The organism is Pseudomonas psychrophila (genome assembly GCF_001043005.1).
In the GTDB taxonomy this organism is placed as follows: Bacteria; Pseudomonadota; Gammaproteobacteria; order Pseudomonadales; family Pseudomonadaceae; genus Aquipseudomonas; species Aquipseudomonas psychrophila.
Genome location: NZ_JYKZ01000004.1, coordinates 279,876 through 301,448 on the forward strand (window position 1 = coordinate 279,876; position 21,573 = coordinate 301,448).

Consider the following 21,573-nt stretch of genomic DNA (forward strand, 5'->3'; position numbering starts at 1 on the left):
GCGGGGCCTTTGCGTATCTGGTGTCCCAGGCGGGGTTCGAACCTGCAACCTTCCCCTTAGGAGGGGGATGCTCTATCCAATTGAGCTACTGAGACAAATGACGGCGAGCATGGTAACGGCCATGCCTTTATTTGTCATGTCGTGCGTGGCCTTTTTCACGGTAAGACTCACTCCCCGTAGCCGTTACTGCAGTGCAACCGGCAGACCTGACGCTCAATGTTCACGACCTATCGCTGCCCCGCGCAGCGCGGCAGCGATTACAGGTGCCTACAGCGCCTATTAATCGTATACAAAACGTCACATAACGGTGCACTCAAACTTTTCAAAAAGGTTTTCTGCATCAAAAGGTAACATCTCACTCTTTGGTCAGAATCCACCTCGCTTCACCCTCCTTTCTATTGGCTTGTTTTTAAGCAGTCGCGAAAAAATTAAAAATTCTTTTATTTTCAGATAGATAAAAAAACACAAAGCGGTCTGTGAACACCGTTATCGGTTCTGATGTTTTTGCTGGCATGAATATCGCTTACACCCACACGACACTTGTATACAAAACAAACAAAAACTAAGTACACATTGTTTCGTAGCCTGCCACATAAAAGCAGGCATACCGCGAACTCTCACAACCAGTGATTTCCGCTGTCGTGACGAAGATTTGTCGAGCCAACGCTCATGAACAGTCATCACGCCAGCGGGCATCAGGAGCTTGCCAGAATGCGTTCAAGACTCTCCGATACCATCGCTCTGGATTTACCTTCACCGGTTTCAACTCCCCTCCCCGATTCTCTGGACGCTAGCGCATTACCTTTGGCGCTCAGTCCACGCCTGCACAACCGTGACCTTGCTCCCACTAAAACCGAAGGCCGCCGCTGGGGCCGCTACAGTATTTTTGCCCTGTGGACCAACGATGTGCACAACATCGCCAACTACTCGTTCGCCATCGGGCTCTACGCATTGGGCCTGAACGGCTGGCAGATCCTGCTTTCACTCGGGATCGGCGCAATGCTGGTGTTCAATTTTATGAACCTGTCGGGCTATATGGGCCAGCGCACCGGTGTGCCCTTCCCCGTGATCAGCCGGATAAGTTTCGGCATTCATGGAGCGCAAATTCCTGCGCTGATACGCGCAGTAATCGCTATCGCCTGGTTTGGTATTCAGACGTATCTGGCCTCGGTGGTTCTGCGGGTGCTGCTGGTGGCCGTACACCCTGGTTTCGACGCTTACGACCATGACTCGATCCTTGGCCTGTCGAGTCTGGGCTGGGTGTGTTTTGTCGCGATCTGGCTGGTGCAACTGACAATCCTGGCCTACGGCATGGAAATGGTTCGCCGCTACGAAGCCTTTGCCGGGCCGGTGATTTTGCTGACGGTATTGTGTCTGGCGGGGTGGATGTACTTTCAGGCTAACGGCACCATTGCCTGGTCCGACCGCGTGCCCTTGAGCACCGCGGAGGTGTGGCGCAACGTGTTTGCCGGTGCCGCGCTGTGGTTGGCGATCTACGGCACGCTGATCCTCAACTTCAGTGATTTCTCACGCTCATCGCCGTGCTGCAAAACCATCAAGGTTGGAAATTTCTGGGGCCTGCCAGTAAATATTCTGGTGTTTGCCGGTATCACCGTCCTGCTGTGTGGCGCTCAGTTTCAAATCAACGGAACCGTTATCGAGAGCCCAACGCAAATTATTGCCACGATCCCAAATACCTTCTTTCTGGTGCTGGGCTGCCTGGCGTTTCTGATTGTGACGGTGGCGGTGAATATCATGGCCAACTTCGTCGCACCAGCGTTCGTGCTGAGCAACCTGGCACCCAAGCACCTGACGTTCAAACGCGCCGGACTGATCAGCGCGACCCTCGCGGTGCTGATCCTGCCATGGAATCTCTATAACAGCCCGCTGGTGATCGTCTACTTCCTGTCCGGCCTGGGTGCCCTGCTTGGCCCGCTGTACGGGGTGATCATGGTCGACTACTGGCTTGTACGAAAAGGCCGTATTGATGTGCCGGCTTTGTACAGCGAAGACCCGAGCGGAGCTTACTACTACAGCCGTGGCGTCAATTTACGCGCTGTCGCGGCGTTTATTCCTGCCGCATTGATCGCCATCGTGCTGGCCCTGGTGCCGGGCTTCCACGCGGTTTCGCCGTTCTCCTGGATGATCGGGGCCAGCATCGCGGCGATGCTTTACCTGATCATCGCCATACGCCAACCCCACTACGCCCAGGTCAGCGGCGAGTCGATCGCGGTCGACAACGCCGGCCATTGATACCCTTGCGGTCTGGCCAGGTCAGACCGCCCACCCTTGATTTGAAGGAACGTCCATGCGAATTCTCGTGGTCAACGTCAACACCACCGACAGCATCACCCAGGCCATTGCGCGTCAGGCGCAGTCCGTTGCCGCACCAGGCACCGAGATCATCGGGCTGACGCCCAGCTTCGGCGCCGAGTCGGTTGAAGGTAATTTTGAGAGTTATCTGGCCGCCATCGCGGTAATGGACTGCGTCATGTCCTACGACCAGCCCTTCGATGCGGTGATTCAGGCCGGGTATGGCGAGCATGGCCGAGAAGGATTGCAGGAGTTGCTCAACGTACCCGTGGTGGATATCACTGACGCTGCGGCCAGCACCGCCATGTTTTTGGGGCGCGCCTATTCGGTTGTCACCACACTGGATCGTACCGTACCGCTGATTGAGGATCGCCTGAAACTGTCCGGGCTCTGGTATCGCTGTGCATCGGTACGGGCCAGCGGCCTGGCGGTTCTGGAGCTCGAATCGTCACCGCAAAGAGCGGTCGAGGCCATTGTTCGTCAGGCTGAACTGGCCGTGAGCGAAGACAAGGCCGAGGTCATTTGCCTGGGCTGTGGAGGCATGGCGGGGCTGGATGAGCAGATTCGCCAGCGCACCGGCGTGCCAGTGGTCGATGGCGTTACCGCTGCGGTAACCGTTGCCGAGTCGCTGGTTCGTCTGGGGCTGTCGACGTCAAAAGTACGCACCTACGCAACCCCGCGCCCCAAGGTTATTCACGGATGGGCCGAACGTTTCGCACGCTGACGGGTCATCTGTTGGCGATATCCACTGAATCTTTCCCAAGCCCGCTCCCGCGGGCTCTGGACCTGATCGTGCAATTTGCACTACATCAAAAAGCCATCATTGCAAATTGCAATCAAATCCTCTTGAATACATACCTCAACCAGCTGTTTTATAAGGGTTTTTAGACCTTTAACAGTTGGCACGAAGACTGCTCTATTAACAGTATCCCGTCCATGCTCTCAGAGATGACCGCCATGAACAGCACCCTTTTACTGTTAAACGCCCTGGCGCTGGCTGTGTTAGTGATTTTTCACTTTCAACCCGAGCCCGCTGCCGCAGAGCAACATGTCCAAATTTACAACAAGCCCCTCGCGCCGCAGCCACAAGTGGCAGTCATGAATAGCGTCAGCAGCGTGACACCTCACCTGACCACCGAACACCCTGCCGCCAATCTGGCATCTGAGGGTGAGCGCTGGGTCTTTTGAAGAGCACCTTGAGAGGTTGGTAGGAAATCATGTCCAAAATTGCTTTGAGTTTGTTAATGCTGGCGTTGTCGAGCCTCGCACTCGATGTATTTGCCCGTGACGAATTCGGAAATCTGCCATTAATTGCTGCCGGAGTGTTTTTCAGCTGCTGGCTGGTGGCGCTGATCATCGGCCGCAGGTTCAAATTTGACCCGCAATTGCGTTGAGACCGCTCAACGTCGGGGGCGGAGCATTTGGGGTAAGTGGTGGATGTCGATGCTATTAATGCGGATGCCTATTTTTTAGCAATCACTACTGGCATAACGCCTTTATCCGGTTCAATATTTGTCACAGAATTGACGCCAGGGAAGTGGCAGATTTGAGGCATGATGCGCGCCTCCTAGCAATTCAGGTTGAACTTTGGCTATAAGGACGGTCTTAATCACATCCTGCGGCCAATTCCCGAGAACCGCTCCCCTGAACTAACCGGTTAACTAAAATGCGCCCATTGAAACAGGCAATTTACTCCAGCCGTACGGCTGACAAGTTCGTCGTACGCCTGCCAGACGGAATGCGCGAGCGCATCGCCGAGGTGGCTCGCAATCATCACCGCAGCATGAACTCAGAAATCATTGCTCGCCTTGAGCAAAGCCTCATTCAAGAAGGCGTACTGGGTGACGAACTCAGCATGCGCCTGGACAGCCCTGAGCTCTCCCTCCACGAGCGCGAGCTGCTGCAACGCTTCCGCCAACTGTCCCATCGCCAACAAAACGCCCTGGTTTCACTGATTGCTCACGACGCTGAGGCAGCTTCGGAGTAATCCTGATTTAACTCAGGCGACAAAAAAGCCAGCGTTTAGCTGGCTTTTTTATGGGCGCGATTTGCGCCAGGTACAAAACGACCTGGCGTGACAGTTGTCAGACCAGGCCGCCAGCCCTCAGAGCAGGAAGATGGTTGCCAGTCCCAGGAAGATGAAGAACCCGCCGCTGTCCGTCATGGCGGTGATCATCACACTCGCACCCATGGCCGGATCACGCCCCAGCCGGGCAAGGGTCATGGGGATCAATACCCCCATCAGCGCTGCCAACAGCAGGTTGAGCGTCATGGCCGCGGTCATCACCACACCCAGTGACCAGCTGCCGTACAGCAGATACGCGACAACACCGATCACCCCACCCCACACCAGGCCATTGATCAAGCCCACGGCCAGCTCCTTGCGCATCAGACGCGAGGTGCTACCGGTATTGACCTGATCGAGCGCCATCGCCCGTACGATCATGGTGATGGTCTGGTTGCCGGAGTTACCACCAATACCGGCCACGATGGGCATCAGTGCTGCCAGTGCCACCAGTTTTTCAATCGAACCTTCGAACAGGCCGATCACCCGCGACGCAATAAACGCGGTGACCAGGTTGACTGCCAGCCAGGCCCAACGGTTACGCAGGGATTTCCAGACGGAGGCGAAGATGTCTTCTTCTTCACGCAGACCGGCCATGTTGAGAACTTCGTTCTCGCTCTCTTCACGGATCAGATCGACCATTTCATCGATGGTCAGACGACCGATCAGCTTGCCGTTTTTGTCGACCACAGGGGCCGAAATCAAGTCGTAACGCTCAAACGCCTGTGCGGCATCGTAAGCATCCTCATCCGGATGAAAACTCACCGGATCGTTGGCCATGACCTCGGACACTTGCTTCTCGGGGTCATTGACCAACAAGCGCTTGATCGGCAACACGCCTTTAAGCGCACCGTCGTAATCGACCACGAACAGCTTGTCGGTATGGCCCGGCAGTTCTTTGAGGCGACGCAGGTAACGCAAGACGACTTCAAGACTGACATCCTCGCGGATCGTCACCATCTCGAAGTCCATCAGTGCGCCAACTTGATCCTCGTTGTAGGACAGCGCGGAGCGGACGCGCTCACGCTGCTGACCATCAAGGGTCTCCATCAACTCATGGACGACGTCTCGCGGCAGCTCGGGGGCAAGGTCAGCAAGTTCGTCGGCGTCCATCTCCTTGGCGGCTGCCAGGAGCTCGTGATCGTCCATGTCGGCGATCAGGGTTTCACGTACCGAATCGGATACTTCAAGCAGGATGTCGCCGTCGCGATCGGCCTTGACCAACTGCCAGACCGTCAGGCGGTCATCCAGCGGCAATGCTTCGAGGATGTAGGCAACGTCTGCGGAGTGCAGGTCTTCCAGCTTGCGCTGGAGCTCAACCAGATTCTGCCGATGAACCAGGTTTTCAACCCGGTCATGGTGATGGCCTTCCTGACGATGAGTCAGGTCTTCGACCACACGCTGGCGATTAAGCAGCTCAATAACTTGAGCGAGGCGGCTTTGCAGGCTTTCTTGTGTTTTCTTTACTTCAACTTCGGTCATAGGCGAACTCCACTCCCAGCAGCAGGGCACGCCGGAAGGATCAATCAGTCAATTCATGATTGGAAAAACGGGATGCTGAGTTACTACTGGGTAAGTCCATGGAGGTATTCCACAAGCCCCGGCGGGGCTGACGGGCGCAATCATACACGGCTTAAAAATTATTGACGCAAAAATCTCGGAGATAACAAATGCTTGCGGGTAACACCTGCTTTGACAGTGCGACGCAAGATGATTCACGCAGGGCACAACCCATGTGTGAAATTTCAGGTTGCAGGCGCTGCTGGGGAACGAGGGCTGCAAGCGGCTGCACCACGATCGCGAATCAGACGACTCGGTTCTGGACATCTGGGATTTAGACATGCCGCGCACGCATTCGTTGCCTTCGTTCTTCGGCAGCATCTACGCAGCAATCAGGATAAACAGGAAAGAAGTCTGCAGGATGACAGAATGCCCAAATCCCAGATAGCAAAAAGCCCGCATACAATGCGGGCTTTTTGGTGTTTGGTGCACTCGACAGGATTCGAACCTGTGACCGCTCGGTTCGTAGCCGAGTACTCTATCCAGCTGAGCTACGAGTGCAAGTTGTGTTTGTTAGACCAGACCACCCTGGTTGAAGCCAAGTTAGCTGCCGAAGCAACTGACTCTTAAATGGTGCACTCGACAGGATTCGAACCTGTGACCGCTCGGTTCGTAGCCGAGTACTCTATCCAGCTGAGCTACGAGTGCATTTGAAGCTGCGCATTATAGACCGTTAAATCTCTCTGACAAGCTTTTTTTTCAGTATTTTCAACAACTTACCGAAACTGTCCAGATCCAACGTGCTACATGAATAATGGCGGAGAAGGGGGGATTCGAACCCCCGACACCCTTTTGAGATGTACTCCCTTAGCAGGGGAGCGCCTTCGGCCACTCGGCCACCTCTCCGCAACACGGGGCGTATAATAACCAGCCTTTTCCCCGCTTGCAACTAAAAACTTAAATAAAATTAAAGACTTGGTTCTTCATCCTTTTCTTTCTTGATCCGCAGGTAGATCTCCTCACGGTGCACCGCCACTTCCTTGGGAGCGTTCACACCGATGCGTACTTGGTTTCCTTTGACGCCGAGCACGGTCACAGTAATTTCGCCATCGCCTATGATCAGGCTTTCCGCACAACGGCGAGTCAGAATCAGCATACTTTTCTCCTCACACTTTTCATTTCAGTGGCCACAGTCTGCAAAAAAAAAGGGCTTCGGACTACTAGCTAAACAGCTATAGCCCGCAGCTCCTTAGTATTGACCAACATGACGAAACTGGAGGTCTTCGTTCATGCCCGCCAAAAAACAAAGGGCGCGGATTAACCGCGCCCTCCGGACAACGCCTTACTCGCCCTGTCGGGCTGGCGCATCGAGGTCAAAAGCGGTGTGCAGGGAACGCACAGCCAGCTCCAGGTACTTCTCTTCGATCACCACCGACACTTTGATTTCGGAGGTCGAGATCATCAGGATATTGATGTTCTCTTTAGCCAATGACTCAAACATGCGACTGGCAACGCCTGCGTGAGAGCGCATGCCCACACCGACGATCGAAACCTTGGCAATGTTGGTGTCGCCGACCACTTCACGGGCACCGATCTCACGAGCCGTGTTTTCCAGCACGCTTTGGGCAGCACTGTAGTCATTGCGGTGCACGGTGAAGGTGAAGTCGGTGGTGTTATCGTGCGCAACGTTCTGCACGATCATGTCGACTTCAATATTGGTCGCACTGATCGGGCCCAAAATCTTGAACGCCACGCCCGGGGTATCTGGCACGCCACGGATGGTCAGCTTGGCTTCATCGCGATTGAACGCAATACCAGAAATGATCGGCTGTTCCATGGATTCCTCTTCATCAATAGTAATGAGGGTACCTGGACCCTCCTTGAAGCTGTGCAGAACGCGCAGCGGTACGTTGTACTTGCCTGCGAACTCGACAGCCCGGATCTGCAGCACCTTGGAGCCCAGGCTGGCCATTTCCAGCATTTCTTCGAAGGTGATCTTTTCCAGACGCTGAGCTTTTGCCACAACCCGCGGGTCAGTGGTGTAAACGCCGTCGACATCCGTGTAGATCTGGCACTCATCAGCCTTGAGGGCCGCTGCCAGCGCCACGCCGGTGGTGTCAGAGCCGCCACGACCCAACGTGGTGATGTTGCCGTGCTCATCAACGCCCTGGAAACCTGCAACCACAACCACACGCCCGGCCTTAAGGTCGGCGCGAATCTTCTGGTCGTCAATTTTCAGGATGCGGGCTTTGGTGTGCGAACTGTCCGTCAGGATGCGCACCTGGCTGCCGGTGTAGGACACCGCTGGCACACCACGCTTGTTCAGCGCCATTGCCAGCAGACCAATCGTCACCTGCTCGCCCGTGGACACAATGACATCCAGCTCACGGGGTAACGGCTGATCGCTGATCTGCTTGGCCAGTTCGATCAGGCGGTTGGTTTCGCCGCTCATTGCAGATAGCACGATCACCAGATCATTGCCGGCTTCGCGGAACTTCTTAACTTTATCGGCGACCTGCTCGATTCTCTCGACAGTGCCGACCGAGGTGCCTCCGAATTTCTGTACGATCAAAGCCATTTCAAAGCAGCCTCAGCCCATAAAGGGCGCCCATTTATCATTCAAACGACGTGCTGCCACTAGACGACAGCACGTACTGGACCTCAGATACCTTGCTCGACAAATGGCACAGTCAGGGCCAGCGCGGCGTCCAGGGCTGCAGCATCAACACCGCCGCCTTGCGCCATGTCCGGACGACCACCGCCCTTCCCGCCCACTGCCGCAGCGGCCTGCTTCATCAAATCACCGGCTTTGAGTTGGCCAGTCAGGTCTTTGGTTACGCCTGCAACCAGTACAACCTTGTCTTCATGAACACTGCCGAGCAGGATCACTGCACGGCCGAGCTTGTTCTTCAGCTGATCTACCAGCGCCAGTAGCGCCTTGCCATCTTGACCGTCCAGGCGGGCGGTCAATACGTTCACGCCTTTTACGTCCACAGCCGACGATGACAGATCGTCACCGGCTGCGCTTGCTGCCTTGGCCTGCAATTGCTCAAGTTGTTTTTCCAACTGGCGATTGCGCTCAAGTACCGCAGACAGTTTGTCGACCAGGTTCTCGCGCGAGCCCTTGACCAGGCTTGCGGCTTCCTTGAGCTGTTCTTCGGCTGCGTTCAGGTAAGCCAGTGCGGCTGCACCCGTAACCGCTTCGATACGACGGATACCCGAGGCTACGCCGCCTTCGCTGGTGATTTTCATCAGGCCGATATCACCGGTTCGCTGGGCGTGAATACCGCCACACAGCTCCACCGAGAAATCACCGCCCATGCTCAGTACTCGCACGTTGTCGCCGTACTTCTCACCAAACAGCGCCATAGCGCCTTTTTGCTTGGCGGTTTCGATGTCGGTTTCTTCCGTCTCGACCGGCGTGTTATTGCGAATCTGGGCGTTGACAATATCTTCCAGGGCCTTGATCTGCTCAGGCTTGATCGACTCGAAATGGCTGAAGTCGAAGCGCATGCGCTGGCTGTCTACCAACGAGCCTTTCTGCTGAACGTGCTCGCCCAGTACCTGGCGCAAAGCCGCGTGCAGCAAGTGAGTCGCCGAGTGGTTCAGCGCCGTGGCGTGACGCACATCGGCATCAACCCGGGCTTCAACGGTTTCGCCAACGTTCAGGCCGCCCGCTGCAACCACGCCGTGGTGCAGGAATGCGCCGCCGGTCTTGGTCGTGTCGCGCACGTCGAAACGCGCCGCGCCAGCTTGCAGGAAACCGCAATCGCCGACCTGGCCGCCCGACTCGGCGTAAAACGGGGTCTGATCAAGAATGACAACGCCCTCGTCGCCTTCGCTCAGGCTGGCAACCGACTGACCGTCTTTATACAGAGCAACGACCTTGGCCGAAGCCTGGGTAGCGTTGTAACCGATAAACTCGGTAGGCACATCGACTTTAACCAGCGTGTTGTAGTCCAGGCCAAAAGAACTGGCCGAACGCGCACGAACACGCTGAGCTTCCATCTCGCGCTCAAAACCTGCTTCGTCCACGGTCAGGTTGCGCTCACGGGCGATATCGGCCGTGAGGTCCATCGGGAAGCCATAGGTATCGTAGAGTTTGAACACTACGTCGCCAGGAACCACGGTGCCCTTGAGTTCAGCCAGATCCAGCTCGAGGATTTTCAGGCCCTGCTCCAGGGTCTTGGAGAACTGCTCTTCTTCAGCCTTGAGCACACGCTCGATGTTGGCTTGCTCGCGAACCAGCTCCGGGAAGCTTTCGCCCATCTCGGCAACCAGTGCCGCGACGATCTTGTAGAAGAAGTTGCCCGTAGCGCCCAGCTTGTTGCCGTGACGGCAGGCGCGACGAATGATGCGGCGCAGCACATAGCCGCGGCCTTCGTTCGATGGCAATACACCGTCAGCGATCAGGAAGCTGCACGAACGGATGTGGTCAGCCACAACCTTGAGCGATGCCTGGCCGTCGTTGGTGCAACCGATCGCGGCGGCCGCTGCCGTCAACAGGCTCTGGAACAGGTCAATGTCGTAGTTGGAGTTAACGTGCTGCATCACCGCACTGATCCGCTCCAGGCCCATGCCGGTGTCTACCGACGGCGCTGGCAACGGATGCAACACGCCATCGGCGGTGCGGTTGAACTGCATGAATACGTTGTTCCAGATTTCGATGTAGCGGTCACCGTCTTCGTCTGGCGAACCTGGCGGGCCACCCCAGATTTCAGGACCGTGATCGTAGAAAATCTCGGTGCACGGACCGCAAGGACCGGTATCGCCCATGGTCCAGAAGTTATCCGACGCGTACGGAGCACCCTTGTTGTCGCCAATCCGGATCATGCGCTCGGCAGGTACGCCGACGTCCTTGGTCCAGATGTCATAGGCTTCGTCATCGCTGGCGTAGACGGTTACCCAGAGCTTGTCTTTAGGCAGATTGAGTACGCCGGTCAGGAAGGTCCAGGCGAAGTTGATCGCGTCTTTCTTGAAATAATCGCCAAAGCTGAAGTTGCCGAGCATTTCAAAAAAGGTGTGGTGACGGGCGGTGTAACCGACGTTTTCCAGGTCGCTGTTCTTGCCGCCGGCGCGCACGCACTTCTGGCTGCTGGTCGCTCGGGTGTAGGCACGTTTTTCTTGACCCAGGAAACAGTCCTTGAACTGGTTCATCCCCGCGTTGGTGAACAGCAGGGTCGGGTCGTTATTAGGGACCAAGGAGCTGGAAGGGACACGGGTGTGACCTTGCTCCTCGAAGAAGCGAAGGAAGGCTTCACGGATTTCTGCGCTTTTCATAGGTTCTTCCACGGAGGCTGCGGCCAGAGGCAAGTAAATCACGTCAATCGACAGTGCGACTCGCAAAGGGCCGCATTATATCGGCCCTTCGCCCCGGGTACAGCGTGTTTATACGATAGCGACAAGCAATTGGACGGATCGCAAGCTTATTGGCGGGAAAACTCGGAAAAAACGGCTACTACCTGCTCGATCTGACTGCGACTGACATCCATGTGCGTCACCATTCTCAAACGCGGCGCGGCGCTGAGCATGATCCCCTCCTCGGCTGCAAAGGCCTTGAGAGCTTGAGCCCGCTCATCGATCTGAACGTACACCATGTTGGTCTGCACCGGTTCGACCTCATAACCGGCCGCACGCAAGCCTTCAGCCAGTAACTGGGCGTTGGCATGGTCATCGGCCAGACGCTCGACCTGATGATCCAGCGCATACAACCCGGCTGCCGCCAGTTGACCGGCCTGACGCATGCCGCCACCGACCATTTTGCGCAAGCGCCGGGCCTTGGCGATCAAGTCAGTGGTGCCGCACAGTACGGAACCCACCGGCGCGCCCAGACCCTTGGACAGGCACACGGATACCGAATCGAAATGCCGAGTGATCTCTCCAGCGTCCACACCCAGCTTGACAGCGGCGTTGTACAGTCGCGCGCCATCAAGGTGCAGCGCCAGGCCATGCTCACGGGTCAGGCGACTGGCCGCTGCCAGATACTCAAGTGCCAGCACCTTACCCTGCATGGTGTTTTCCAGGGCGAGCAAGCGCGTGCGGGCAAAATGAAAGTCGTCAGGCTTGATTGCGGCCGCAACCTGCCCCAAGTCCAGCGAACCATCCGCCTGAACCTCCAGCGGTTGTGGCTGAATGGAGCCCAATACCGCTGCCCCGCCGCCTTCGTATTTATAGGTGTGGGCCTGCTGGCCCACAATGTATTCATCCCCTCGCCCGCAATGCGCCATCAGAGCCAGCAAGTTGCTCATCGTGCCAGTGGGCACAAACAATGCTTTGGCAAAGCCCAAACGCAAGGCCAGTTCGGACTCCAGCTTGTTCACCGACGGATCTTCGCCATACACATCATCGCCCATCGGCGCATTCGCCATGGCCTCGCGCATGCCATTGCTGGGTTGGGTCACAGTGTCACTACGAAGATCAATAACAGTCATGGGAGCGGCCTCGGCAATAAGTGATCAGCTCTGGATGCTAATCGGGGAATTCCCTTTCGGACAAGAGTACTGCAGGAAGGATTCGTCATATTCAACGGCTTGCCCAGGATCGCACTGATAACGCAGCAAAAAATTTGATAGCTATTAGCAAAAAGCAGCCATGCATTTGCGAAAAAATTATGATACAAAATGTCCGCCGCCAGAAAGGCTGGCGGCAACGTTCTCAGGGCGGGGTGCAACTCCCCACCGGCGGTAATTGCGCGCAATGCGCATAGCCCGCGAGCGCTTGGCAGATCCACCCGTGAGGGTTGAGGATAGCCAAGGTCAGCAGACCCGGTGTGATCCCGGGGCCGACGGTCATAGTCCGGATGAAGAGAGAACGGGATTGGCGCCAAAGGGCCGTCAACCAGGTGGGCAAGTGACGATGCCGAAAGGCCGTGCGCTGCCCTCCTGAACGTACCCTTTAATCCCATTCGATTCATATGCCCTGTTTTTCACACAAACAGGAATCTGAACATGCAACCCACCGCAATCGACAGCAAAAGCAAAAGCCACCACAACGAGCGCGTAGCGTTTATCCAGGCCTGCTGGCACAAAGATATTGTCGACCAGAGCCGTAAAGGCTTCCTGGCCGAAATGCTGGTACAGGGATATCAGGAAAGCGACATCGACTTCTTTGAAGTCGGCGGCGCCTTTGAAATCCCGTTGCACGCCAAGCTGCTGGCAAAGACCGGCCGTTATGCCGGCATCGTCGGTGCAGCACTGGTAGTGGATGGTGGCATCTATCGTCACGATTTCGTGGCCCAGACCGTGGTCAGCGCCTTGATGCAAGTGCAGCTGGAAACCGAAGTTCCGGTTTTCTCGGTCAGCCTGACACCGCACCACTTCCATGCGGGTGAAGAGCACCAGAAGTTCTTCTTCGACCACTTCGAACACAAAGGCCAAGAGGCCGCGAAAACCTGCGCCGATACCCTGCAAAAAATCCGCACCATCAAGCGCATGGACACCCAGCAAAAACGCGCGGTGTAAAGCCAGCTTTTGTAGGAGCGGGCTTGCTCGCGATTGGAGCGGCGCGGTTTGACTCTCTGACCGCGTCGCCTGCATCGCGAGCAAGCCCGCTCCCACAGCTCTCCTTAACTGACAGGCACTGCCCTGGCTACGCTAACGCCAAAGCGCGAGCCGGCTCAATAATGATCCCGGCGCGCAGGCCATTCTTCACCTTCGGGTTGGGAAAGATAATCCGCGCACCCTCTTCTTCGATAATCCAGCGGGTCTTGCCCGCGTCTTGCGCCAGCAAATAACCCTTGGGCAACTCACAGAAATTTTCGACATCCGCAGGCAAGTGCAGGATAAAAGTATCGCTGTGCTTGATCACCTCACGCGCCACGCTGAACAGCTGCAAACCTTCAAGCGATTCATCGGCCAACGGCGGCTCGGTGCCTTCGATCATCTGCTGCAGACGCAGCTCAAGACGCTCCACATTGACGCCGTCGTTCTGCCCAAAAGGCCTGGCCTTGCCCAGCTCAAGGGTAAACGCCTCGGCGCCCAACTGGTCGTAGGTGTAAGCACTGAACACAATCGATGGCTTGTTCTGCAACAAGACCGCTTCCATGCCGGCTGCGCGCAAGCGAGCGAGTTCATCGCGAGAGTGAGCACGCCCCTCTTTATAAGGGTACAGCGCGAACTGCTCGATCTTCGATCCACGAATGGCTGTGTGCAAATCGTAATGAAGGCGGGAGCGCTCAGGGAGGCTGAAAAATGTTTCGGCCAGATGTTCAAGTTCGCACGCGCGCAGCGCCTCGGGGCCACTGCTGCTTTCGTGGCGACCGTTGAACAGCCGGTTAAGGTCTTCTTCGACAAATCGCGCGCCGGTGCGCATGGCGCCCGGGTTGCCGAACAAGAAAAGAATTCGTGCTCGGGGTTTGATAACGCCCCGGGCAATGTCATGCAACAGGCGATCGAGCAACTCGATCGGCGCCGTTTCATTACCGTGGATGCCGGCTGACAACAACAGATCCATACCGTTGTCACGAGCCTCGGGCGGGCGTACTTCAAGCGCGCCTTCGGTCAGCCAGCGCATTCGCACGCCGTCGACAGTCAGTTGAGTTTTCTCGGCCGGTTCACGTCCGGCCAAGGTCAGTTCAAGCAGTTTGCCGAGAGCGAGCATAGTGCATCCTTAATCAGTGGTTGCAGTCTGGGCCGTGTACGTGGCCATCTTCACCATCTTCTTCAATGTCTGCCGGTTCCATTTCCAGTTGCAGACTGACAAGGTTAGTCGCCAATGGACGCAGCAGCAGGTTGGCGTATTCAGCATCGCCTTCTTCAACGTCAACGCCGATCAGCAGTTGGCCACGGCCGTCATGCTGGATCCACAATTCCTTGCCCTGCCACATCACGGCAACGCGGGTGCAGGAGGTTTCCAGCTGAGTGCCATCAGTGTCTTCAAGGATCAGTTTCAGGGTGTCGGTCATTATTTAGCTCTCATTTGGAGGTGAAGGTGCGTGCCGCAGGTGAATATTCACTCAGGCACGCAGCTGTTCAATTGATCTGGAAGGGGTAAACCGAGCCCAGTTTAAGGATTTGCGTCAGTTCATCCAATGCCGTGCGGCATTCAAGCAACAATTGCGGGTCGGCCAGGTCGCTTTCACGCAAGGCGTCGCGGTAGTGCCTGTTTACCCACTGGGTCAGCGTGTCGTACAACGACGCGGTCATGATAACCCCCGGATTGACCGCCGCCAGCTCAGTTTCATTGAGCGCGACACGTAAGCGCAGGCACGCCGGGCCACCACCGTTCTGCATGCTTTGCTTGAGATCAAACACCTTGACCTCGCGAATCGGCCCGCCCGCAGCGGTCAGCCCTTGCAGGTACTGCCAGACGCGCGGGTTGGAGCGGCACTCTTCAGGTACGACCAACAACATCGAACCATCGGCACGGCTCAGCAACTGGCTGTTGAACAGGTACGAACGCACTGCGTCCTCTACCGCCACCTGATCGCGAGGCACGCTGATCGACTGGAAATTACCGCCACGTGCAGCCAGCTTTCCCTGTAGCTCGGCCAGCATTTGCTCGGTATTGAGGAAAGCGTCCTGGTGATGGAACAACAGCTCGCCATTGCCTACCGCAATCACGTCGTTATGGAACACGCCCTGGTCAATGACCGACGGGTTTTGCTGAGCGAACACCACACCCTCTTCGCTCAAGCCATGCAAACGCGCCACCGCTTGTGAAGCTTCGAGGGTCTGGCGGGCCGGATACTTTTGCGGCGCCGGGTAGCGGCTGTCGAACGCGCTGCGACCGAATACAAAAAACTCGACACCCGCCTCGCCATATTCACGGCAAAAACGCGTGTGGTTGGCAGCACCTTCGTCGCCAAACTGAGCCACAGCCGGCAACGCCGCATGGTGCGCAAAGTGTTGCTGGTCGGCGAACATCGCGCCCAGCACGCGACTGGTGGTCGGGTGCTCGATGCTGCGGTGGTATTTACAGTTGAGGTTGGCGGCGGTGAAGTGCACGCGGCCATCTGCGGTGTCAGCACTTGGGCTGACAGTCGCGGCGTTGGCCACCCACATGCTCGATGCCGAGCAACTGGCCACCAGCAATGGCATGGCTTCTTTGGCGGCGCGCTCGATGACCTGAGCGTCAGTGCCGGAGAAACCCAGACTGCGCAAACCGGCAACGTCCGGGCGCTCTTGCGGCGCCAGCACGCCCTGGACAAACCCCATGTCCATCAGCGCTTTCATTTTTTCCAGGCCCTGCAGTGCTGCTTCCTTGGGATTGGAAGCCTGCTGGCTATTGCTCTGGGAGGCGACGTTGCCAAACGACAAACCGCCGTAGTTATGGGTCGGCCCCACTAAACCGTCAAAATTGACTTCAAAGGACTTCATCGGTGAGGCTCCGGCAAACGGTTATAAGTCATACATCCCTTGTGGTAGCGAGCCTGCTCGCGAAAGCCTCAAAGGTCATTCGCGAGCAGGCTCGCTACCACAGGGATGAGCGAAGCGTTACGACAAGCGCACGCCCGGGGTCAGCGCCGCAGGCAACGACAGGGTCGGCGTTTCCAGGGAAGCCACCGGGTACGCGCAATAATCAGCCGCGTAATAGGCACTGGCGCGATGGTTGCCCGAGGCCCCGACGCCACCAAACGGCGCACTGCTTGCCGCGCCCGTCAGCTGCTTGTTCCAGTTCACGATCCCGGCACGGCTCTCCAGCCAGAACTGCTGATACCGCGCCTCGGAGTCCGACAACAAACCTGCTGCCAGACCAAACGCGGTGTTGTTCGCTTCAGCAATGGCCGCGTCGAAACCGTCGTAACGAATCACCTGCAGCAGCGGCCCGAACAATTCTTCGTCCGAACGATCGTGAACGTCGGTCACGTCGATAATGCCCGGCGTGAGCAAGGCCGCCTTGCTGTCTGGCTGATGCATGTGCAGCAAGGCAACAGCGCCCGAGCCCAACAGGACTTCTTGTGCATCCATCAAGGCGCGCGCTGCGCCCAGAGAAATCACCGAACCCATAAAAGGCGCCGGCTGCTGATCGAAAGCACCCACTTCGATGGTTTGGCTGACCTCAACCAGACGCGCCAGCAGGCTGTCGCCCCACGCGCCTTGTGGCACCAGCAAACGACGGGCGCAGGTGCAGCGCTGCCCGGCGGAGATAAACGCCGATTGAATGATGGTGTAAACCGCCGCATCCAGGTCTGCGACCTGATCGACCACCAGCGGGTTATTACCGCCCATTTCCAGAGCCAGGATCTTGTCCGGGCGCCCGGCAAACTGCTGATGCAGCGCATTGCCAGTGCGGCTCGAACCGGTGAAGAACAAGCCGTCGATACCTGTGTGTGCCGCCAGTGCGATACCGGTTTCACGGCCGCCCTGCAGCAGATTCAGTACCCCGGCTGGCACCCCGGCTTCGATCCAGCACTTGACCGTCAGCTCAGCGACTTTTGGGGTCAGCTCACTGGGTTTGAACACCACGCTGTTACCGGCCAGCAACGCCGGGACAATGTGCCCGTTGGGCAAATGCCCCGGAAAATTGTACGGGCCAAACACGGCGACCACGCCATGTGGCTTGTGGCGCAAAACGGCCGTGGCATCGCCCAGCGGGCCGCTTTTTTCACCGGTGCGCTCGCGATAGCTTTGTACCGAAATCGCCACCTTGTTAATCATGCTGGTGACTTCGGTGGCCGACTCCCACAGGGGCTTGCCGGTCTCTTCACCGATACAGCGCGACAGCTCGTCCGCGTGTTTTTTAAGGCTTGCGGCGAACGCTTCGATCACGCTCAGGCGATCTTCAAAGGTGCGCCTGGCCCACGCTGGGAAAGCCTGACGTGCAGCCTTGACGGCGGCATCTGCCTGCTCAGCATTGGCGCCATTGCCTGCCCACAGCACATGCTGCGTCACAGGGTTCAGCGATTCAAAGGCTTCGCCCTGCCCGTCCTGCCAGGTGCCTGCGATGTACAACGTGCTCATTATTTCGACTCCCGAGAGGCCACTGGCTGGGCGGATAGCGCAACGGCACGCACTTGATCGCCCGCTGTCAGCTGCAAACGCTTGGCGGTCAATGGATCGACCACCAGAGTGCCCGCAGCCAGGCGCGCAGGGGCAGCCGTGATACGGCAATCTTCGCGTTTACGGTTGTGGATCAGATAAGGCGTGGCATCGTCACCTGGAGTGCCGATCGCCAGCACCAGCGCTTCACTGTCGCGTACCGCGCGGATTTTGCTGGTTTCACATTCAACCGCCGGGCCCGCATCAAAAATATCGACGTAACCCTGATAGCTGAAACCTTCGCTTTTAAGCATGTTCAAGGCAGGTTCGGTGTGGGTATGCACCTTGCCGATCACCCCACGGGCGTCTTCGGACAAGAAGCAGGTGTACACCGGGAACTTGGGCATCAACTCGGCAATAAAGGCCTTGTTGCCCACGCCCGTCAGGTAGTCCGCCTGGCTGAACTCCATTTTGAAGAAGTGTCGGCCCAGGCTTTCCCAGAACGGCGAGCGCCCGGCTTCATCGGACATGCCGCGCATTTCAGCAATGATCTTGTTGCCGAACAGCTCCGGGAACTCGGCGATAAACAACATCCGCGCCTTGGCCAGCATGCGGCCATTGAGCCCGGTGCGGTAATCGGCACTGAGGAACAACGAACACAGCTCCGAATTTCCGGTCAGGTCGTTGGCCAGAAACAAGGTCGGGATTTCGCGATAGATACTCAGCTCCTGGGAGGCGCTGACAGTCAGTCCCACCCGGAAGTTGTACCAGGGCTCACGCAGGCCTACGGCGCCGGCAATGGCGGAAATACCCACCACCTTGCCGTCATCATTTTCGAGCACAAACAGGTAATCCGCATCGCCGCGCTCGGCTTCGCCACGGAAGGTTTTTTCAGCCCAGGTCACACGATGAAGCAAGCGCTCTTCGTTGGCCGGCAAGGTGGTGAGGCCGGTTCCGGTGCTGCGTGCCAGCTCAATCAGGGCCGGTAAATCACTGTTGCGTACAGGACGAACGATCATGCTATCTCCTCAGACAGGGCTCGCTGACGAACCCCGCGAAACTCGCTCAAACGCGTTAAACCGCCACCACTCGTACGCTGGCACCTTCGCCAACGCCAAGTGCTTCGGCCGCTTCCAGATCCAGCGTGACCGGTTTGCCCGGCGCCCAATCAAGCTCCAGCAATACGGCGCGGTAATCCTGCAACTGGGCATTGGCCACCAGGTACTGGCGACCACCGCCCTTGCTCAGCTCACCGAGCTTGACCGGCACCACGCGGCTTTGGGCGATTGAGCGAATACCCGAAACCCGTGCATGCAGGGTTGGGCCGCCGTCGAAAATATCGATGTAATGATCGGTCTCGAAGCCTTCGCGCATCAGGATGTCGAAGGTGATCTGCGCCCGCGGATGAACTTGCCCCATGGCTTCCTGGGCAGTGTCTGGCAGCAACGGCACGTAAATCGGGTAATGCGGCATCAACTCGGCGAGGAAGGTGCGGCTTTTAAGCCCGCACAGACGCTCGGCGGCGGCGTAGTTCAAGTCGAAGAAGTTGCGGCCAATGGCGTCCCAGAACGGCGAGTCGCCATTTTCATCGCTGTAACCAACGATCTCGGTCACGACAGAATCGGCGAAGCGTTCCGGATGATTGGCCACAAACAGCAGGCGGCCACGGGAATTGAGCTCAGACCAGGCCGACCCCACCAACTCCGGAACCACATAAAAACTGGTCAGCAGGCTATTACCCGTCAGGTCATGGCACTGCGAGAGGACGTGGATCTTGTTGTGGATCTTCAGCTCGCGGGAGGCATGCACGAAGGTCTCGTTACGGAAGCTGTAAAACGGCTCCGAGTAACCGGCCGAGGCCACGATTGCCGAACAGCCCACCAGCTTGGCGGTGGTGGTGTCCTCAAGGACAAAGAAGTAGCTTTCTTCGCCGTTGAAACTGACTTCGGCGGCAAACGAGGTTTCAGACGCAGCGATCTTGTCGCGCAGGCGTTCGATATCGTCCGGCAATGAAGTGACACCAATCGGGCTGTCCGCAGCCAGACGCTGTACCTCGCCCAGATCAGCCATTTGCGCAGGGCGCATCACCAGCATGGTGTCACTCCTTAAATCCTTGAACTACATAGAGAGGGTGGGACCGGGCTTGCTGCAATCGCGAGCAAGCCCGGTCCACATTAATTCGGTTCGACGCCTGATGAATCAGGCGTCGAGGTCAGACTCAGGCTTGGGTCAGTGTTTTCACTGCACGCTCAAAGCGATCCAGACCTTCCTTGATGTCTGACTCTTCAACCACCAGGCTCGGCGCAAAACGCACCACGTCGGGGCCAGCCTGCAAAATCATCAGATTTTCTTTTTCAGCGGCATTGAAAATGTCTTTGGCGCGACCTTTCCAGGCATCGCTCAACACACACCCCAGCAACAGGCCCATGCCACGCACTTCAGTGAACAGGCCGTATTGCTGGCCGATTTGCTCAAGGCGGGTTTTGAACTGATCGTGCTTGGTTTTGACACCTGCCAGCACTTCAGGGGTGTTAATCACATCAATCACCGCATTGCCTACCGCACAGGCCAGCGGGTTACCGCCATAAGTGGTGCCGTGAGTGCCGACGACCAGATGTTTGGCCAGCGCTTCGGTGGTCAGCATGGCGGCGATCGGGAAACCGCCGCCCAGGCTCTTGGCGCTGGTCAGGATGTCCGGAGTCACGCCGTAATGCATGTAGGCAAACAGCTGGCCGGTACGGCCCATACCGGTTTGCACTTCGTCGAACACCAGCAGCGCCTCGTGTTCGTCACACAGGTCGCGAGCGCCTTGCAGGTAAGCCTGTTCGGCTGGCAGCACACCGCCTTCGCCTTGAATCGGTTCCAGCACCACCGCGCAGGTCTTGTCCGAAATGGCCGCTTTCAGGGCGTCAAGATCGTTGAACGGGACGTGGGTAATACCGGTGATTTTCGGACCAAAGCCGTCGGAGTACTTCGACTGCCCGCCGACGTTCACGGTAAACAGCGTACGGCCGTGGAAACTGTTGAGGGCGGCAATGATTTCGTACTTCTCGCTGCCGAAACGATCAAAGGCAACGCGACGGGCCAGCTTGAAAGCGGCTTCGTTGGCTTCGGCACCGGAGTTGCAGAAGAACACGCGCTCGGCAAAGGTCGAATCCACCAGCTTTTTGGCCAGGCGCAGCGCCGGCTCGTTGGTGAAGACGTTGGATACGTGCCACAGGGTATTGGCCTGTTCGGTCAGCGCGCCAACCAGTGCCGGATGCGCATGCCCCAACACGTTAACGGCGATGCCGCCAGCGAAGTCGATCAGTTCACGACCGGCCTGGTCCCACACTCGGGAACCGGCGCCGCGCACAGGAATAAAGGCTGCAGGCGCGTAGTTGGGAACCATGACCTGATCGAAATCGGCGCGTTGCACCGGGGCTTGCTCAACGGACATCGGAGTCTCCTGAAGAGGAACGCCTGCCTAAACTGGCGAGCGATGGGAGGATTGTAGGGACACACGGGGGGCACGCCTTGTCGCCAAGCGACAACTTCTTATAGCGCCCAACCATGATTTTCCAAGGCATTACGACAATGCGACATATTCCGTCACAAAGGCGCAGTTTAAACGCTGGGCCACTTTTACGGCAGCACTCTGGCGTTTTGTTTGCGCTAAAAGCATGGGCGTTTCCAGAACGGCTTAGGCGGGTTGTTTTCAGGTGCCACATGTATATCGACTGAACGCTGTTTATTGATCAGAACCCCAGTGGGTTGAACAGGTATTTGCGCTTTTTT

At 57.3% G+C, this 21,573-nt stretch carries 18 protein-coding genes, 4 tRNA genes and 1 riboswitch; of the genes, 6 read left to right on the forward strand and 16 right to left on the reverse strand.

Annotation, left to right across the window (positions count from 1 at the left end; all coding sequences use genetic code 11):
• Positions 1–18: 18 nt before the first annotated feature.
• A tRNA-Arg gene (locus TU76_RS12645) sits at positions 19–95 on the reverse strand.
• Between the two features lie 616 nt (positions 96–711).
• On the opposite strand from TU76_RS12645, the gene TU76_RS12650 reads away from it, so the two are divergent.
• The 5 genes from TU76_RS12650 (at position 712) to TU76_RS12670 (ending at position 4,300) form a co-directional block, all read left to right on the forward strand.
• The gene (locus TU76_RS12650; protein WP_037031889.1) at positions 712–2,253 is read left to right on the forward strand and encodes an NCS1 family nucleobase:cation symporter-1; all 1,542 of its coding nucleotides are present in this window, start codon (positions 712–714) and stop codon (positions 2,251–2,253) included.
• A 55-nt stretch (positions 2,254–2,308) separates the two neighbouring features.
• Positions 2,309–3,037 (forward strand): aspartate/glutamate racemase family protein, encoded by a 729-nt coding sequence (locus TU76_RS12655; protein ID WP_019823389.1) that lies wholly within the window; start codon positions 2,309–2,311, stop codon positions 3,035–3,037.
• A gap of 233 nt (positions 3,038–3,270) precedes the next feature.
• Positions 3,271–3,501, forward strand: a complete 231-nt coding sequence (locus TU76_RS12665; protein ID WP_019823393.1) for a hypothetical protein — start codon at positions 3,271–3,273, stop codon at positions 3,499–3,501.
• Positions 3,502–3,530: 29 nt separating this feature from the next.
• Positions 3,531–3,707, forward strand: coding sequence for a PA3371 family protein (locus TU76_RS25400; RefSeq protein ID WP_019823395.1), 177 nt, complete (start codon positions 3,531–3,533; stop codon positions 3,705–3,707).
• A 272-nt stretch (positions 3,708–3,979) separates the two neighbouring features.
• Positions 3,980–4,300 (forward strand): Arc family DNA-binding protein, encoded by a 321-nt coding sequence (locus tag TU76_RS12670; protein ID WP_019823397.1) that lies wholly within the window; start codon positions 3,980–3,982, stop codon positions 4,298–4,300.
• Positions 4,301–4,417: 117 nt separating this feature from the next.
• Here the strand turns inward: TU76_RS12670 and mgtE are convergent, their stop codons facing one another.
• The 8 genes from mgtE to ltaE all read right to left on the reverse strand — a co-directional run bounded on the left by mgtE (position 4,418) and on the right by ltaE (position 12,309).
• A complete protein-coding gene (mgtE, locus tag TU76_RS12675) occupies positions 4,418–5,860 on the reverse strand; it encodes a magnesium transporter (protein ID WP_016782141.1) in 1,443 nt (480 codons plus the stop codon).
• A gap of 502 nt (positions 5,861–6,362) precedes the next feature.
• Positions 6,363–6,439 (reverse strand) — tRNA-Arg (locus TU76_RS12680).
• 70 nt (positions 6,440–6,509) lie between these two features.
• Positions 6,510–6,586, reverse strand: a tRNA-Arg gene (locus TU76_RS12685).
• 107 nt (positions 6,587–6,693) lie between these two features.
• A tRNA-Ser gene (locus TU76_RS12690) sits at positions 6,694–6,784 on the reverse strand.
• A 61-nt stretch (positions 6,785–6,845) separates the two neighbouring features.
• Complete coding sequence (gene csrA / locus TU76_RS12695; RefSeq protein WP_003175645.1) at positions 6,846–7,034, reverse strand: carbon storage regulator CsrA; 189 nt, start codon at positions 7,032–7,034, stop codon at positions 6,846–6,848.
• Positions 7,035–7,220: 186 nt separating this feature from the next.
• Positions 7,221–8,456 (reverse strand): aspartate kinase, encoded by a 1,236-nt coding sequence (locus TU76_RS12700; RefSeq protein WP_019823401.1) that lies wholly within the window; start codon positions 8,454–8,456, stop codon positions 7,221–7,223.
• A gap of 83 nt (positions 8,457–8,539) precedes the next feature.
• Positions 8,540–11,158: an alanine--tRNA ligase gene (alaS, locus tag TU76_RS12705; RefSeq protein WP_019823403.1), complete on the reverse strand. Its 2,619-nt coding sequence runs from the start codon at positions 11,156–11,158 to the stop codon at positions 8,540–8,542.
• 146 nt (positions 11,159–11,304) lie between these two features.
• Positions 11,305–12,309, reverse strand: a complete 1,005-nt coding sequence (ltaE, locus tag TU76_RS12710) for a low-specificity L-threonine aldolase (RefSeq protein ID WP_019823404.1) — start codon at positions 12,307–12,309, stop codon at positions 11,305–11,307.
• 215 nt (positions 12,310–12,524) lie between these two features.
• Positions 12,525–12,694: riboswitch (FMN riboswitch) on the forward strand.
• A 131-nt stretch (positions 12,695–12,825) separates the two neighbouring features.
• On the opposite strand from ltaE, the gene TU76_RS12715 reads away from it, so the two are divergent.
• Positions 12,826–13,338, forward strand: coding sequence for a 6,7-dimethyl-8-ribityllumazine synthase (locus TU76_RS12715; protein WP_019823406.1), 513 nt, complete (start codon positions 12,826–12,828; stop codon positions 13,336–13,338).
• Between the two features lie 127 nt (positions 13,339–13,465).
• Here the strand turns inward: TU76_RS12715 and astE are convergent, their stop codons facing one another.
• The 7 genes from astE to TU76_RS12750 form a co-directional block, all read right to left on the reverse strand.
• Positions 13,466–14,476 (reverse strand): succinylglutamate desuccinylase, encoded by a 1,011-nt coding sequence (gene astE / locus TU76_RS12720; RefSeq protein ID WP_019823408.1) that lies wholly within the window; start codon positions 14,474–14,476, stop codon positions 13,466–13,468.
• Positions 14,477–14,489: 13 nt separating this feature from the next.
• Positions 14,490–14,780 (reverse strand): hypothetical protein, encoded by a 291-nt coding sequence (locus TU76_RS12725; protein ID WP_019823410.1) that lies wholly within the window; start codon positions 14,778–14,780, stop codon positions 14,490–14,492.
• 67 nt (positions 14,781–14,847) lie between these two features.
• A complete protein-coding gene (gene astB / locus TU76_RS12730; RefSeq protein ID WP_019823412.1) occupies positions 14,848–16,194 on the reverse strand; it encodes an N-succinylarginine dihydrolase in 1,347 nt (448 codons plus the stop codon).
• Positions 16,195–16,311: 117 nt separating this feature from the next.
• Positions 16,312–17,781 (reverse strand): succinylglutamate-semialdehyde dehydrogenase, encoded by a 1,470-nt coding sequence (gene astD / locus TU76_RS12735; RefSeq protein WP_173667432.1) that lies wholly within the window; start codon positions 17,779–17,781, stop codon positions 16,312–16,314.
• Positions 17,778–18,815: an arginine N-succinyltransferase gene (gene astA, locus TU76_RS12740; protein ID WP_019823415.1), complete on the reverse strand. Its 1,038-nt coding sequence runs from the start codon at positions 18,813–18,815 to the stop codon at positions 17,778–17,780. The genes astD and astA overlap by 4 nt, the downstream gene beginning before the upstream one ends.
• 55 nt (positions 18,816–18,870) lie before the next feature.
• Positions 18,871–19,890 carry an arginine/ornithine succinyltransferase subunit alpha gene (gene aruF / locus TU76_RS12745; RefSeq protein ID WP_019823417.1) on the reverse strand — a complete coding sequence of 340 codons (1,020 nt, stop codon included), beginning with the start codon at positions 19,888–19,890 and terminating at the stop codon, positions 18,871–18,873.
• A gap of 124 nt (positions 19,891–20,014) precedes the next feature.
• Positions 20,015–21,235, reverse strand: coding sequence for an aspartate aminotransferase family protein (locus tag TU76_RS12750; protein ID WP_048351769.1), 1,221 nt, complete (start codon positions 21,233–21,235; stop codon positions 20,015–20,017).
• Positions 21,236–21,573: the final 338 nt, after the last annotated feature.

What these genes read in the sequence shown, in the direction of transcription:
- TU76_RS12650 (WP_037031889.1), top strand. Translation starts at nt 712, where the DNA reads ATGCGTTCAAGACTCTCCGATACCATCGCTCTGGATTTACCTTCACCG.
- TU76_RS12655 (WP_019823389.1), top strand. Translation starts at nt 2,309, where the DNA reads ATGCGAATTCTCGTGGTCAACGTCAACACCACCGACAGCATCACCCAG.
- TU76_RS12665 (WP_019823393.1), top strand. Translation starts at nt 3,271, where the DNA reads ATGAACAGCACCCTTTTACTGTTAAACGCCCTGGCGCTGGCTGTGTTA.
- TU76_RS25400 (WP_019823395.1), top strand. Translation starts at nt 3,531, where the DNA reads ATGTCCAAAATTGCTTTGAGTTTGTTAATGCTGGCGTTGTCGAGCCTC.
- TU76_RS12670 (WP_019823397.1), top strand. Translation starts at nt 3,980, where the DNA reads ATGCGCCCATTGAAACAGGCAATTTACTCCAGCCGTACGGCTGACAAG.
- mgtE (WP_016782141.1), bottom strand. Translation starts at nt 5,860, where the DNA reads ATGACCGAAGTTGAAGTAAAGAAAACACAAGAAAGCCTGCAAAGCCGC.
- csrA (WP_003175645.1), bottom strand. Translation starts at nt 7,034, where the DNA reads ATGCTGATTCTGACTCGCCGTTGTGCGGAAAGCCTGATCATAGGCGAT.
- TU76_RS12700 (WP_019823401.1), bottom strand. Translation starts at nt 8,456, where the DNA reads ATGGCTTTGATCGTACAGAAATTCGGAGGCACCTCGGTCGGCACTGTC.
- alaS (WP_019823403.1), bottom strand. Translation starts at nt 11,158, where the DNA reads ATGAAAAGCGCAGAAATCCGTGAAGCCTTCCTTCGCTTCTTCGAGGAG.
- ltaE (WP_019823404.1), bottom strand. Translation starts at nt 12,309, where the DNA reads ATGACTGTTATTGATCTTCGTAGTGACACTGTGACCCAACCCAGCAAT.
- TU76_RS12715 (WP_019823406.1), top strand. Translation starts at nt 12,826, where the DNA reads ATGCAACCCACCGCAATCGACAGCAAAAGCAAAAGCCACCACAACGAG.
- astE (WP_019823408.1), bottom strand. Translation starts at nt 14,476, where the DNA reads ATGCTCGCTCTCGGCAAACTGCTTGAACTGACCTTGGCCGGACGTGAA.
- TU76_RS12725 (WP_019823410.1), bottom strand. Translation starts at nt 14,780, where the DNA reads ATGACCGACACCCTGAAACTGATCCTTGAAGACACTGATGGCACTCAG.
- astB (WP_019823412.1), bottom strand. Translation starts at nt 16,194, where the DNA reads ATGAAGTCCTTTGAAGTCAATTTTGACGGTTTAGTGGGGCCGACCCAT.
- astA (WP_019823415.1), bottom strand. Translation starts at nt 18,815, where the DNA reads ATGATCGTTCGTCCTGTACGCAACAGTGATTTACCGGCCCTGATTGAG.
- aruF (WP_019823417.1), bottom strand. Translation starts at nt 19,890, where the DNA reads ATGCTGGTGATGCGCCCTGCGCAAATGGCTGATCTGGGCGAGGTACAG.
- TU76_RS12750 (WP_048351769.1), bottom strand. Translation starts at nt 21,235, where the DNA reads ATGTCCGTTGAGCAAGCCCCGGTGCAACGCGCCGATTTCGATCAGGTC.